The organism is Clostridium sp. AT4 (assembly GCF_001517625.2).
GTDB lineage: Bacteria > Bacillota > Clostridia > Lachnospirales > Lachnospiraceae > Enterocloster.
This window is the reverse complement of record NZ_LN999828.1, coordinates 1,126,162-1,140,065: the sequence shown is the minus strand read 5'-3', so window position 1 is coordinate 1,140,065 and position 13,904 is coordinate 1,126,162. Positions and strand designations below refer to the sequence as shown.

General features: G+C 47.2%; 14 protein-coding genes and 1 riboswitch. Of the genes, 5 read left to right on the top strand and 9 right to left on the bottom strand.

The features are described from left to right. Positions 1-236: 236 nt before the first annotated feature. Genes BN3656_RS11500 through BN3656_RS11480 form a run of 5 tightly spaced genes read left to right on the top strand, consistent with a single transcriptional unit; the run spans position 237 to position 5,445 of the window. On the top strand, positions 237-1,331 hold the full coding sequence (locus BN3656_RS11500; protein WP_066548216.1) for a hypothetical protein: 1,095 nt from the start codon (positions 237-239) through the stop codon (positions 1,329-1,331). Continuing rightward, the gene (locus BN3656_RS11495; protein WP_066548214.1) at positions 1,331-2,836 is read left to right on the top strand and encodes a glutamate synthase-related protein; all 1,506 of its coding nucleotides are present in this window, start codon (positions 1,331-1,333) and stop codon (positions 2,834-2,836) included. Before BN3656_RS11500 ends, BN3656_RS11495 begins: the two co-directional genes overlap by 1 nt. A 47-nt stretch (positions 2,837-2,883) precedes the next feature. After that, positions 2,884-3,606 carry a glutamate synthase gene (locus BN3656_RS11490; RefSeq protein ID WP_066548213.1) on the top strand — a complete coding sequence of 241 codons (723 nt, stop codon included), beginning with the start codon at positions 2,884-2,886 and terminating at the stop codon, positions 3,604-3,606. Positions 3,607-3,626: 20 nt separating this feature from the next. Further along, entirely contained in the window at positions 3,627-4,838 is a 1,212-nt protein-coding gene (locus tag BN3656_RS11485; RefSeq protein ID WP_066548207.1) for a glutamine synthetase family protein, read from the top strand. A 22-nt stretch (positions 4,839-4,860) separates the two neighbouring features. Continuing rightward, entirely contained in the window at positions 4,861-5,445 is a 585-nt protein-coding gene (locus tag BN3656_RS11480; protein WP_066548206.1) for an ANTAR domain-containing protein, read from the top strand. Between the two features lie 4 nt (positions 5,446-5,449). Here the strand turns inward: BN3656_RS11480 and BN3656_RS11475 are convergent, their stop codons facing one another. From BN3656_RS11475 to BN3656_RS11435, 9 genes are all read right to left on the bottom strand, one after another. Further along, positions 5,450-6,727 carry an adenylosuccinate synthase gene (locus tag BN3656_RS11475; protein ID WP_066550763.1) on the bottom strand — a complete coding sequence of 426 codons (1,278 nt, stop codon included), beginning with the start codon at positions 6,725-6,727 and terminating at the stop codon, positions 5,450-5,452. A gap of 151 nt (positions 6,728-6,878) precedes the next feature. Then, positions 6,879-7,802 carry a LysR family transcriptional regulator gene (locus BN3656_RS11470; RefSeq protein WP_331467952.1) on the bottom strand — a complete coding sequence of 308 codons (924 nt, stop codon included), beginning with the start codon at positions 7,800-7,802 and terminating at the stop codon, positions 6,879-6,881. Continuing rightward, positions 7,795-9,231, bottom strand: a complete 1,437-nt coding sequence (gene purB, locus BN3656_RS11465; protein WP_066548204.1) for an adenylosuccinate lyase — start codon at positions 9,229-9,231, stop codon at positions 7,795-7,797. The genes BN3656_RS11470 and purB overlap by 8 nt, the downstream gene beginning before the upstream one ends. A gap of 133 nt (positions 9,232-9,364) precedes the next feature. Beyond that, complete coding sequence (locus tag BN3656_RS11460; RefSeq protein WP_143331352.1) at positions 9,365-9,742, bottom strand: hypothetical protein; 378 nt, start codon at positions 9,740-9,742, stop codon at positions 9,365-9,367. A 151-nt stretch (positions 9,743-9,893) separates the two neighbouring features. After that, positions 9,894-10,226 (bottom strand): hypothetical protein, encoded by a 333-nt coding sequence (locus BN3656_RS11455; RefSeq protein ID WP_143331351.1) that lies wholly within the window; start codon positions 10,224-10,226, stop codon positions 9,894-9,896. Positions 10,227-10,344: 118 nt separating this feature from the next. Next, positions 10,345-11,103, bottom strand: coding sequence for a 4-hydroxy-tetrahydrodipicolinate reductase (gene dapB / locus BN3656_RS11450; RefSeq protein WP_066548190.1), 759 nt, complete (start codon positions 11,101-11,103; stop codon positions 10,345-10,347). A gap of 65 nt (positions 11,104-11,168) precedes the next feature. Further along, entirely contained in the window at positions 11,169-12,056 is an 888-nt protein-coding gene (gene dapA, locus BN3656_RS11445) for a 4-hydroxy-tetrahydrodipicolinate synthase (protein ID WP_066548188.1), read from the bottom strand. A 168-nt stretch (positions 12,057-12,224) separates the two neighbouring features. Then, positions 12,225-12,398: riboswitch (Lysine riboswitch) on the bottom strand. 45 nt (positions 12,399-12,443) lie between these two features. Then, complete coding sequence (locus BN3656_RS11440; RefSeq protein WP_331624574.1) at positions 12,444-12,953, bottom strand: cob(I)yrinic acid a,c-diamide adenosyltransferase; 510 nt, start codon at positions 12,951-12,953, stop codon at positions 12,444-12,446. A 123-nt stretch (positions 12,954-13,076) separates the two neighbouring features. Continuing rightward, the gene (locus BN3656_RS11435; protein WP_066548185.1) at positions 13,077-13,715 is read right to left on the bottom strand and encodes a single-stranded DNA-binding protein; all 639 of its coding nucleotides are present in this window, start codon (positions 13,713-13,715) and stop codon (positions 13,077-13,079) included. Positions 13,716-13,904: the final 189 nt, after the last annotated feature.

Below are 13,904 nucleotides of genomic sequence, written 5' to 3'. Positions count from 1 at the left end.
TCACAGCACCTTTCCTGTGCTGCAAAAGACATCCTTGCCTTTATGTGTGGCATAATACACCCCGAAAAATCATTTGTCAAGCACTTTTTTCTCCTGACAAACCTCTTGACAAACCCTGTTCAGAGCTGTATAAATAGTGAATATGAGCAAGGGCGTTCATTTTTAAATCAGAGAAAATTCTGCTTAAAAATGAATGTCCCTGCTTTTTTATTTATTGAAAGGAAGGTACAAAATGTATGAAGATCGAAGGTCAGGTGAGAATCCCTTCAGGCTGTGCAATCTCGGCAGTAATTTCCAAAGATGGAAATAAGATGTCCGGCGAAAGTATCACAAATTCCATGAAGCCTATGCATGACCGCTCCAACGGATTGGGCGGCGGCTTTGCAGGCTACGGCATTTATCCTGAATATAAAGAATTTTACGCACTGCATATGTTTTTTGACACCCGCGATACAAGAAAGAAATGCGAAGCTTTTTTAAAGGAACAATTTGAGATCGTTCAATCCGAGGTTATCCCTACCCGTAAGCTCCCGGCGATCACAGATGAACCTATTATATGGAGATATTTCGTCGCACCCTTAAAATCGGTTCTGGCTTCGATGCAGCTGGATGAAAAAGAATTTGTTGCCCAGACGGTTATGAAAATCAATGCGGAAATGTCCGGAGCATATGTTTTCTCCAGCGGAAAAAACATGGGTACATTTAAAGCAGTCGGATTTCCCGAGGATGTAGGCGTCTTTTATAAACTGGAAGAATATGAAGGTTACTCATGGACTGCCCATGGACGTTATCCCACAAACACCCCGGGATGGTGGGGCGGAGCGCATCCCTTTACATTACTGGATTATTCCATCGTACATAACGGTGAAATCTCCTCTTATGACGCTAACCGCCGCTTTATCGAAATGTTCGGCTATAAATGCACCCTTCAGACGGACACAGAAGTAATTACCTATATCATGGATTATCTGCTCCGCGTACAGGGACTTACCCTCGGTGAAGCCGCAAGCGTCATTGCGGCGCCTTTTTGGAGTACCATCGCTTCAAAAACAGATCTGGAGGATCAGAAAAAACATACCTATTTAAGAACCATGTTTTCCAGCCTGCTGATCACCGGCCCGTTCTCTATCGTTTTAGGCTTTAACGGCGGACTGATGGCTCTCAATGACCGCTTGAAGCTCCGCTCCATGGTAATCGGAGAAAAAGATGATAAGGTTTTTATTGCCAGTGAGGAAGCCGCGATCCGGACCATGGAACCAAATGCAGAAAATATCTGGTCTCCCGCCGGCGGAGAGCCTGTTATTGTAAAAGTAAAGGAAGGTGCGTTTTAATGGGTATCGAATTTATCTATCCGGAATTTGAAGTAATCCGAAACGAAGACCGCTGCACGGTCTGTCATGCGTGCGAACGGCAATGTGCCAATGAGGTTCACAGCTATGATGAGGAACTGGGAGTCATGAAGTGTGACGAATCAAAATGCGTAAACTGCCAGCGGTGCGTTTCCTTCTGTCCAACCAGAGCGCTGAAGATCGTAAAAACCGACTGCTCTCTCAGGGAAAACTCCAACTGGCAGAGCAATACGATTAAAGAGATCTATAAGCAGGCAAACAGCGGAGGCGTTCTTCTTTCTTCTATGGGCAATCCCAAGCCCTTCCCCGTTTACTGGGATAAAATACTGATCAATGCCTCCCAGGTAACAAATCCCTCCATTGATCCTCTTCGGGAACCAATGGAAACCAGAACCTATCTGGGGAAAAAGCCCCAGAGAGTAAGCCGCAATGCAGAAGGAAAGCTGGACTGCCAGCTTCCGCCCCAGCTGGAGCTTTCCATGCCTGTTATGTTTTCCGCCATGAGCTATGGTTCCATCAGCTACAATGCCCACAAATCCCTTGCCCTGGCAGCCACAGAACTGGGAATCCTTTACAATACCGGCGAAGGCGGTCTCCACGAGGATTTTTACTGTTATGGTGAAAATACCATCGTCCAGGTCGCTTCCGGACGTTTCGGCGTCCATGAAAAGTATTTAAATGCCGGAGCTGCCATTGAAATCAAAATGGGACAGGGCGCAAAGCCCGGGATCGGAGGCCATCTTCCCGGGGCAAAAATTGTGGGAGACGTCTCACGCACGCGAATGATCCCGGAAGGCTCTGACGCCATCTCTCCGGCCCCCCATCACGATATCTATTCCATCGAGGATTTGCGTCAGCTTGTTTTCTCCCTGAAAGAAGCTTCGGAATACAAAAAACCGGTTATCGTTAAGGTTGCCGCAGTACATAATATCGCAGCAATCGCAAGCGGAATCGCAAGAAGCGGCGCCGACATCATTGCCATCGACGGTTTCCGCGGCGGCACAGGCGCTGCTCCCACCAGGATCAGGGACAATGTGGGAATTCCCATAGAGCTTGCCCTGGCGGCTGTTGATCAGCGTCTGCGCGACGAAGGCATCCGCAACGATGTATCTCTGGTAGTTGGAGGAAGCATCCGGAGCGCTTCCGATGTTATAAAGGCCGTTGCGCTGGGGGCAGACGCCTGCTATGTGGGCACTGCCGCACTGCTGGCTCTTGGATGCCACCTGTGCCAGAGCTGTCAGACCGGCAAGTGCAACTGGGGTATCGCCACTCAGCGTCCAGAGCTGGTAAAACGGCTGAACCCGGAAACAGGAAAAAAGCGGCTGGTCAACCTGATGACTGCGTGGAATCATGAAATAAAAGAACTGATGGGAGGAATGGGGATCAACTCCATCGAGGTACTGCGCGGAAACCGTCTGATGCTGAGGGGAATAGGGCTTACGGAAAAAGAACTTGAAATACTGGGAATCTCTCATGCAGGAGAATAATATTTCTGCAAAAAAACGTAAACATTTTTTTGGAGGTATGGTACAATATGCTAATCATCGATGCTGCAAATTCAGATTATAAAGCTGTAAATGAAAAGCTCCGCAATACGGATGAGGACTGTACGATCGAGGGCTGCTGCGGACAGCGTTTTATCGCCGCCGGTATGTCTGGAAAAAACGTCACGATCCACGGAATCCCCGGAAATGCACTGGGCGCATACTTAAATGATTCTCATATTACTGTAAACGGAAATGCCCAGGACGCCGTAGGCGATACCATGAATGAAGGGAAAATACTGATTTATGGAAACATCGGAGACGCTGCCGGTTATGCCATGAGGGGCGGAAAAATCTATGTACAGGGCAATGCCGGATACCGCGCCGGAATCCATATGAAGGCTTACAAAGAAAAAATCCCCGTTATGATCATCGGCGGATGCGCAGGGAGCTTTCTGGGAGAATACCAGGCCGGCGGTATTATCATAGTTCTTGGACTTCACAAAAACAGCAAAAGCATTGTAGGGAATTTTCCATGTACCGGTATGCACGGCGGGAAAATGTTTCTGCGCGGAGACTGCGGAAACATACGCTTTTCAGGGCAGGTAACTGCAAAAACAGCCGGGGATGAGGATCTGGAGGAAATCCGTGAATACCTGTCGGAATATTGCGCGGACTTTGGGTATTCTCTTGACGGGATTTTATCTGAACCCTTTACAGTTATCACGCCAGACAGCAAAAATCCGTACAAACAGATGTACGTGGCAAATTAAAACAGAAAGCAGGTAAGGTTATGAAATATTCAAAAGAAGAGGTGCTCCAGTATATGCAGGAAGAGGATGTGAAATTTATCCGCCTGGCATTTTGCGACGTGTTCGGCAAACAAAAAAATATTTCCATTATGCCCCAGGAGCTTTGCCGAGCGTTTGAACATGGCATTGCCATTGATGCATCCGCTGTCGCCGGTTTTGGGGACGAAAGCCATTCTGATCTCTTCCTGCATCCGGATCCGGATACGCTGATGCCTCTTCCCTGGAGACCGGAGCACGGGAGGGTGGTAAGGATGTTCTGCAGTATTACCTATCCCGACGGAACCATATTTGAATGTGATACGCGCTCTCTTTTAAAGAAAGCGGTTCATGAGGCAGAGCAGGCCGGATATCAGTTCTTCTTTGGCGCAGAGCAGGAATTTTATCTGTTCCATCTGGATGAAAATGGAAACCCCACAAAAATCCCCTATGATCATGCAAGCTACATGGATATGGCTCCTGAAGATAAGGGTGAAAATATCCGCCGGGAAGTCTGCCTGACCCTGGAACAGATGGGGATTTTTCCAGAAAGCTCACATCATGAGGAAGGACCGGGACAGAATGAAATTGATTTTCGTTATTCCGATCCTCTGGCAGCCGCGGACAATTCCATGACCTTTCAGACCGTAGTAAAGACCATCGCCGGACTGAATGGGATTTTTGCAGATTTCAGTCCTAAGCCACTGGAAAATGAAGCGGGAAATGGCTTCCACATCAATATGTCTGTGAAATCCTCTGACGGCACAGACCATATGGACAGCATGATTGCCGGTATTCTGGATAAAATTTCTGATATGACTGTATTTTTAAACCCCACCGCTGATTCCTACAGGCGCTTCGGCTGCAATAAGGCTCCCAAATATATTTCCTGGTCCAGTGAGAACCGTTCCCAGCTGATCCGTGTTCCGGCGGCAATCGGAAGGTACCGGCGTGTGGAACTGCGTTCGCCTGACCCATCTGCAAATACATATCTGGCGTTTGCTCTTATGATCTATGCTGTTCTGGAAGGCGTACAAAACAATCTGGCGCTTCCGCCTGCTGCAGACATCAATTTATACCGGGCAGAAGCTTCTGTCCTTTCAGGCTTTGGTCAGCTTCCAAAAAACTTTGAAGCTGCCTGTGATGCTGCGGCGCACAGTGATTTCATTCTGAAATATATACCAAAGACCATATTGGATATCTACTGCGGACAATAGATTTTTAACAGGAGGGGTGAAAATGAGTTTAAAAGAGCGAACCTACAGTATCCTCATTGTGTCGGCAACGGATGTACTCACCTCTGCCTTTGCCGGCCTGCTTCCTGAAACCAGATATTCTCCTGTTCATGCTGTTTCAAGTATCAATGCCGCCAGACGTACGCTTACAGAAAAGACGTATGATTTTATTATCATTAATGCTCCTCTGCACGATGATATGGGCGTTCGTCTTGCTATTGATATTTCCAGCAGCAAGCAGTCAGTTGTCCTTCTTCTGGTAAAAAGCGATATTCATAACGAAATCCATGACCAGGCTGCAGAATATGGTGTATTTACCCTGTCAAAGCCAATCTCAAAGGCAACGATGACCTATGCCTTCAGCTGGCTGGAAAGCGCCAGGGAGCGCCTGAGGCAATTTGAAAAAAAATCTTTGTCCATTGAAGAAAAAATGGCCGAAATCCGCCTTGTCAATAAGGCAAAGTGGATTCTGATCAGCCAGCTTTCCATGAGTGAACCAGAATCCCACCGCTACATAGAAAAACAGGCAATGGACCGCTGTGTTACCAGGCGATCCATTGCCGAAGAAATCATCAGAACCTATTCTTAAACTTTTATTTTCTGAAAATAATATCCTCACGCCCGGGACCATTGGAAACCATGGTAATGGGCGTTTCAATTTCTTTTTCGATAAATTCAATATACCTGCGGCAGTTTTCGGGAAGCTCTTCGTAGTTTTTAATACCGCGGATGTCGCATTTCCAGCCCGGAAGCCTGGTAAACACCGGTTTTGCCTTCTCCAGCTTTGCAGTGGTCGGGAACTCTCTTGTGACTTCTCCATCGATTTCATAACCGATGCATACGGGAATCTCATCCAAATATCCCAATACGTCCAGTACGGTAAATGCAGCCTCTGTGGTGCCCTGAATGCGGCAGCCGTATCTTGTCGCCACTGCGTCAAACCAGCCTACTCTTCTTGGGCGTCCCGTAGTGGCTCCGTATTCGCCGCCGTCGCCGCCCCGATGCCGTAACTCTTCCGCTTCCTCTCCAAAGATTTCGCTGACAAAGGCGCCTGCGCCTACTGCGCTGGAATATGCCTTCACAACGGTTGTGATATTTTTAATCTCATAAGGTGCAATGCCTGCACCGATCGCGCCATAGGCAGCCAGGGTTGAGGAAGAGGTAACCATGGGGTAAATTCCATGATCCGGATCCTTTAAGGAACCAAGCTGTCCCTCTAACAGAATGTTTTTTCCTTCTTTGATGGCATGATACAAATAGGAGGATACGTCGCATACATAGGGGCGGATCATCTCCCGGTAGCTGATCAGCTCATCAAACAGTTCATCCGCATTCAGGAGGGGTTTATGGTAAAGATGCTCCAGAAGCACGTTTTTGATCTCACACACTCTCTGGCATTTTTCTCTTAACAGTTCCTCGTCGAACAGCTCGCTGACCTGAAAGCCGATCTTTGCATATTTATCCGAATAAAAGGGAGCAATGCCGGACTTAGTGGAACCAAAGGATTTTCCAGCCAGGCGGGCCTCCTCATAAGTATCAAACAGCACATGGTAGGGCATCAGGATCTGTGCACGGTCTGAAACCAGGATATGAGGCTTCGGCACTCCCCGGTCTACAAGGGACTGGATTTCCTTGATCAGATACGGAATATTTAATGCTACTCCGTTTCCGATGATACTTGTAGTATGCTGGTAAAACACGCCGGAAGGAAGCAGGTGAAGGGCAAATTTTCCATATTCATTGATAATGGTATGACCTGCATTGCTTCCACCCTGAAAGCGTATGATAATGTCAGACTCTTTCGCCAGCATATCCGTTATTTTTCCTTTTCCCTCGTCTCCCCAGTTAGCTCCTACGATTGCTCTAACCATTGCTTCAATCCTCCTTGGGCTGCTGCCCTGATTTAAATATCCCGCAGCATAGCGGGACCTCATATAATAAGTTCTCTTTTACTCTACTACAAGCTTTCACATAAGTAAAATGATTATTTATTATGTGAGGCATAAGTAAACCTTATACCATTTAGGAAGATTCTGCCATTTCGTCAAACAGATTTAAAAGCTTCCTGCCTGCCAGAGAAATCAGGCTGTTCTCACCCGTAACAACACAGATGTGGCGCAGAGGCATTTTCTCCTTAAAATCCAGCTCAAACACTTCTCCTTTTGCTATGGCATCCTTTGCAAATCCGTCCATGACGCAGCCTACGCCCATATTCCGCTTTGCAAACTGAACGATCATATCGCTGGTAGCAAGCTCAAACTCTGGCGTCAGTTCCATTCCTTTTGCAGAAAGAAACGCGTCCATAAAGGCTCTGGTACTCGTGTTTTTTTCCAGAAAAATACAGGGCAGACTTCCAAGAATACTGTAATCCAGCTTTTTTCCTTTCAGTTCGCCAAAGCTGTCTCCTGCAATAAAAACCGTTCCAATCGGTTTTACCATCATCGAATGAATGGTACTTTTGCAGGAAAAAGGCGTTGTCACTACGCCAAAGTCAATTTTTCCTTCCTCCAGGCTGCAGATGGTTTCTGGTGTGGGGGCATTGGTTACGGTAACTTTGATCCGTGGGTACTCTTTGTGAAACTGCTCCAAAAAAGGCAGAAGAAAAAACTGAAGCGTCATATCGCTGGCTCCGATTCGAACCTCTCCCATATCCATATCCAGCATTCTCTCCAGCATTCTGCCGCCTTCCAGAAGCTGTTCCACGCCCGTTTTCACATAACGGAATAAAAGCTCTCCTTCCCTTGTCAGCCGGATGCCCTTGGAGGTACGCAAAAAAAGCCGTGTTCCGGCCTCTTTTTCCAGCTGGCGCACGGCCTGGCTTACCGCAGGCTGGGAAATACACAGCTTTTGGGCAGCCGCTGTCAGGCTGCCCTCTGTGCATACATAATAAAATACTTTGTAATATTCCAGATTGATATTCATGGTCTTTGAAGCATTTTTATACATTGATCTCCGCAGTCATACCAAGAGCTTCTTTATTGGCCTCCAGTACAGGACGGATCACTTCCTCAAGGAATTCTTCCACCTGTCTTGGTGCACGGCCTACATACCTGGAAGGTTCCATGGCCTTTTTAAGATCCTCTAAGGACAATCCGAATGCAGGATCTGCTGCAATCAACTCTAACAGGTTGTTGTCCCCGCCCTGCTCTTTTACATTCTTTCCTGCCTCCATGGAAAGCTGACGGATGCGCTCATGGAGCTCCTGTCGGTCTCCTCCTGCCTTTACAGCGTCCATCATAATGTTTTCCGTAGCCATAAAGGGCAGCTCTGCCATCAGATGCTTTTCGATGACCTTAGGATATACCACCAGTCCATCCACTACATTTAAGTACAGATCCAGGATTCCGTCCACCGCCAGAAAGCCCTCTGGAATGGACAGACGCTTATTGGCGGAATCGTCCAACGTACGCTCAAACCACTGGGTAGAAGCTACCAGCATAGGATTCATCATATCGCTCATTACATAGTTTGCAAGAGAAGCAATCCGTTCGCTGCGCATGGGATTCCTCTTATAAGCCATGGCGGAGGAACCAATCTGATTCTTCTCAAAGGGCTCTTCCACTTCTTTTAAGTGCTGCAGCAGACGGATATCATTGGAAAACTTGTGGGCGCTCTGGGCAATGCCGGCCAGTACGCTTAAGACACGGCTGTCTACCTTTCTGGAATAAGTCTGTCCGGATACGGGATAGCAGCCCTCAAAGCCCATCTTTTCCGCGATCCGCTGATCCAGTCTGCGGCAGCGCTCATGATCGCCGTCAAAGAGTTCCAGAAAACTAGCCTGTGTGCCTGTAGTTCCCTTGGAGCCTAACAGGCGCATGGACCCGATAAGATAATCCAGATCGTCCAGATCCAGCTTTAACTCCATCATCCAGAGGGCTGCCCTTTTTCCTACAGTAGTAGGCTGAGCCGGCTGGAAATGGGTAAATGCCAGAGTGGGCAGATTCTTATATTTATCCGCAAACGCTGCCAGTTCCGCCAGTACATTCAGCAGCTTTCTGCGGACCAGCTTTAATGCCTCTGTCATAATGATCACATCGGTATTATCTCCTACATAGCAGGAGGTAGCTCCCAGATGGATGATGCCCTTTGCCTTCGGGCACTGGGTGCCATATGCGTACACATGGCTCATCACATCATGGCGCACTTCTTTCTCACGGGCCTTTGCCACATCATAGTTGATTTCATCTGCATGGGCCTTCAGCTCATCAATCTGCTCCTGGGTAATATTAAGGCCTAGCTCCTTTTCTGTCTCAGCCAGAGCAATCCACAAGCGTCTCCATGTCTTAAATTTCATATCCGGTGAAAAAATATACTGCATCTCCCTGCTGGCATAACGCTCTGAAAGCGGGCTTACATACGTATCATGATTGCTCATGTCTTATCCTCCATCTGTTTGTTATAAGTTTTATATATAAATATGCTATGATTCAGAAGAAATTATAATACTTTCTTATTTTGAACACAAGACAGACAGTCATTAAAATTCCTAATAAATCATCTCTGCCCTTCTAATCATCACAGGCTTCCTCGTGAATCCGAAAAAATACTATGCGCCCTTCTTTTAAAAACAGGGAAATCCCCTGCTCTGTCCGGCTGGCGTTCTCTTTCTCCCTGCGAAATTCTTCTTCATAAAAGGGATGGATTTCTATGAATGCGGGCAGGCTGTCTATACGGATTTCTGCTGTGCGTTTTCCAGACTGCCAGTCCTTTGCCGAGGCCGTCTCCAGACAGATACAGACAAATATAAGCATCCGAACCCCCAAACGCCCTTTTTTGTCTTTTTCCTGCCGCTTTTCGCGCTGCCTGTTTTTTCTTACAGCTTTCCATCTGTATACGGCCTTTTTACGTCTTCTTTTTAAACAGCGGTTCCGTTCTCTTTTGTTCATGGTTTCCTTTCCCACGCACTCCTGACTGCATTATAGACGTAAATCCGCCTGACTGCAACAAAAAAATCTCCCTGAAGCTTCGAAAGCTGTATCTGCTCTCCAAATGCTCAGGGAGATTTTCCGTCTGTCCTCCGGTTTTAAATGATTTTATTTACCGGTTTTGTGTCTCGGCTGTGGACTCAGATTCAGTTGTATCCATTATATCCCTTTTTATGTCCTCTACGCCTTTTCTCACATCATCTGCAATCCCGTCCATGACCCCTTCCCCGGTGGTATCTGTTTCAGACCGGGATGTGGCGTCCGTATTTTCAGTTTCATTTGCGGCTGCGCCCTGGTCTGTCTCTGTGCTGTAGGAGGCAGAGGTTCCCGGTGTTCCCGAAGAAGCTGTAGGCTGCTTGGAATCTCTGCTGCCGCATGCTGTAAGGGATGATGCAAGCACGGCAATCAACAGTACCATCATAACAGGTCGGATCTTTTTCATCATACATTCTCCTTTCGTGCTCCAGGCATCGTTTTCTGTCCGGTGCCCTATTAAAAAAGTGTATCCAAACCTTACGTTCAGATACACTTAGTATAAGCTCCCAAAAAAGTTTTATTCCTGTTTACAGACCGATCACATCTGTCATGGTATAAAGTCCCGGCTGTTTTCCGGCCAGAAACTTTGCCGCCTCTAAAGCTCCTTTTGCAAAAATGGCTTTTGAATAGGCCGTATGGCTGATCGTAATAACTTCATCCTTTCCGGCATAGATCATATCATGTTCTCCTACGATCGAGCCTCCCCGTACAGAGGAAATACCGATTTCTTTTCCATCTCTTTTTTCGTGGATACTGCTTCTGTCTGTTACGAAATGATACAGACCGCCCATGGCTTCATTCACCGCTTCTGCCATCGCAAGAGCAGTTCCGCTGGGAGCATCCTTTTTCTGGTTATGGTGCTTCTCTACGATTTCCATATCAAAGCCCGCATTTCCCAATACCTTTGCCGCGTCCTGAATCAGCTTTAAAAGCAGATTTACACCAAGAGACATATTGGCAGAGCGAAGAACCGGAATCCTTTTGCTGGCATCCTCTGCCCTTTTTAACTGTTCTTCTGTAAGTCCTGTGGTACACAGCACCAGAGGAAGCTCTTTTTCCAGACAGTAATCCAAAAGTTCGTCCACTGCCTTTGCAGAAGCAAAATCCACCACTGCGTCCGCAGCCTCTGTACACTCTCCCAAAGAGGCATATACCGGATAATCATAATTTTTTTCCGTATTCAGATCAACGCCCGCAGCGATCCGGATTCCGTCCATTTCCTGTGCCATGGCGGAAATCACCCGTCCCATAGCGCCGTTGCAGCCGTGCATTATAAAATTGATCATTTTCTGTGGTATCCTTTCTTTACTGAGTCTTCTTTTGGCAAGGCCCAGGGCTCTTTTCAAACGTTTTATGCCAGAATGCCGTATTCCTTCATGGCCTTTTTAAGAATTTCCTGATGCTCCGGCTCCATCTCGGTCAGAGGCATGCGCAGAGGTCCTACTTCTTTTCCCATCAGGTTCATGGCAGCCTTTACGGGGATAGGATTTACCTCACAGAACAGGGCGTTAATTAAAGGAATCGCCTCTAACTGCATCCGGGCGCTCTTTTTTACATCTCCTGCAAAATAGGAGGCACAGATTTCATGAGCCTGTGAAGGAGCCACATTGGAGAGAACAGAGATAACGCCCTTTCCGCCTAAAGATAAAAGAGGCACGATCTGATCGTCATTTCCTGAATATACGTCGCAGTTTCCATCGGTCAGGTTCATCAGCTGGGCAATACCGGAAAAATTGCCGGTAGCTTCCTTTACACCCACTATATTGTCTACTTCACGGCAAAGAGAAGCAATGGTCTCAGGCTGGATATTTACACCGGTTCTTCCGGGAATATTGTAAAGGATCATGGGTATTTTTACTGCGTCTGCCACAGCAGTAAAATGAGCCTTGAGTCCCTTCTGGGTCGCCTTGTTGTAATAGGGAGATACAACCAGGATACCGTCTGCCCCCCTTTCCTCGGCCTCCTTTGACAGGTAAATGGCGGTCTGTGTACAGTTTGAGCCTGTTCCTGCCACAACCGGAATTCTCTTTTTGGTCACATCACAGATAAAGCCGATCACATCCAGATGCTCTTCATGGGTCATGGTAGATGCCTCTCCTGTGGTTCCGCAGGCAATGATCGCATCGGTACCGCCTGCGATCTGCTCCTCTACGATCTCCTCCAGCTTATCGTAATTTACTTCTCCGTTTTCCTTAAAAGGCGTAATCAGCGCAACGCCAGCTCCTTCAAAAACAGCCATGCTTATCTTCTCCTTTTTTACAGTCTTATTTACCATCAGTAAATGCGCATGATAAACAAAGTGTACATATCCCGCACCGGTTTTCGCCCCCGTACCAGCGAAAAAAGAAGGGCTGAGGTAAATGTTTCAGCCCTTCCCATACAAACCCGTTCTTACTGCGGATACATATCTTCTGGTAGCTCTCCATCCACCTGGATGACAGTCACAGGATTCTTCATCCTGCACCCAGAAACGATCCTGCAGGATAACCGCTCCTTCGGCGCTTTTCCCTTTCACGGCTTTTCTTCTGTGCCTGCCACATCCAAACCGATATTCATGATCAGCGCAGCCTCTACTCTGTCTATAGTCTTATCCTATCATCATTAAAAATAGATGTCAACAGGGAACTTACTCAAATCGCGTCTGAAGCTTCGTCACCTCATCCACCCATTCATCCAAAGCCGCCGGATAAACGGTTCCTGTCATGATCAGCTCGGCCTCCGACTGTCTTGCCTGGCCGATCAGGGCGCACAGCTCCTCCAGGGTGAGAATCCCTTCATCCAGGATCCCCAGGATCTCATCCAGGATCAGGATATCGCATTCTCCGGTTACAAGAACCTTTTTTGAAAAATTCAGCCCATTGCGGATATTGATCCTGGCTTCCTCTTTTTCCTCTTCAGAAAGCTGATCAAAAACCACAGGAGATTTTTCAAAACGGAACAGTTTAAATTCCGGTTCCAGACGTTTTAATACTTCCATGTTGTCGGAATCCATAGAACCCTTTAAAAACTGAACCATGATCACATTTTTTCCATGGATCAGGGCGCTGATCCCTCTTCCCAGAGCGCTGGCCGTTTTCCCCTTACCCGGTCCGCAGATCACCTGTATCGTACTGTCTTTCATCATCATGCACCTCATACTGCCTTCCGGACACCTTCCCTATGTGTGTCTGGAACATCAATTCACAACACACACTCTAGCACAATATAAGAAATAATGCAAATATTTCTTATATTTTCCGTAAGGAAATCGTAAGAGAATTTATTGATCCGACTCCTCGCCGCATTCCAGCTTGCTGATAGAAACCTCGTATGCCACCCTCTTTTCACACTCTGTCTCGCTGAGCTTTTTTGTATATTCCCTGCTCTGGACTCTTCCCCAGATACGGACTCGGGTGCCTACCGTAAAGCCGGAGGCAAAGCGGGCATTTCTTCCCCAGCTGATACAAGGTATGTAATCTGATTTTCCATAAGGACGGTTAACTGCCAGCAGAAGATCTGCAATCTCTCGTCCAAGAGGGGTTTTTCGGTAGATCGGAGGCTTGCATATGTAACCGTCCAGGAAGATCTGGTTGGTTCTGGTGTAATCCGTAAATTCATCCAGAAAACGAATCTCTCTGGCAAAAACAGACAGCATCAGGCGGTTTTTTACACCCTCATGGCGGTTATAGGACCGGAACTGCCCCACTGCCTCGATGGTGCTCCCCCGCAGATCCTTATGGACATCCATAAGACGTTCCGACACCATAAGCGGAATTACATCGGCCTGTTCGCTGAGACGGTTTACCGACAGATCCACCATGTAAAACCCTTCGCCAAATACCTCGTGGCTGAAGGAGAACTCCGATACGATTTCTCCGATCACGCTCACCCTATTGTTTTCAATCATTTTTTCTGCCATTGTACTTCTCCTCTTATTTTCCAATTTCACTCCGGGTTACAATTTTCCCGTATGCACATAATCAATCTATGCAATTATAACCAGAAATAGACGGAAAACAAAGGTCAATTCATCGCATCGATTCGACAACTCAGGAAAATAACGTCGATTTTAGCAAAAAAATCTGTAAAACGCAAAAAATCTCCCGGA